Origin of the sequence: Flavihumibacter fluminis (genome assembly GCF_021491375.1) — a bacterium.
GTDB classification, from domain to species: Bacteria; Bacteroidota; Bacteroidia; order Chitinophagales; family Chitinophagaceae; genus Flavihumibacter; species Flavihumibacter fluminis.
On record NZ_JAKEVY010000026.1, the window covers coordinates 1 to 291 of the forward strand.

Genomic DNA, 291 nt, shown 5'->3' on the forward strand with positions numbered 1-291 from the left:
ATCGCCGATGCGCTTACTTCCGGCGAGAAATCCCGCCTCATGCAACTCCGCACCTCGGCGATGGAGACCAAGGCGGATGACGTCGAGGTCGCGATCCGAGCGCTGGTGCCGCGGAGCGAGGCGCAGCGCGAATTGCGGTCGCTGGCATTGACGCTTATGCAGGATTGGAGGGCCAACCGTTCTCTGCTGTTGTTGCAAGAGCACAGCTCGGTCTCGACGCCGCTGCTGGTCGTGGTTGTCGCATGGTTTGCGCTGATCTTTCTCGGGTTCGGGCTGTTTGCCCCTCGCAAC

The 291-nt window shown here is 62.5% G+C and carries 1 protein-coding gene; it reads left to right on the forward strand.

The features are described from left to right. Positions 1–39: 39 nt before the first annotated feature. A partial coding sequence (locus L0U88_RS20750) for a hypothetical protein (protein WP_234868786.1) occupies positions 40–291 on the forward strand: 252 nt, incomplete at its 3' end.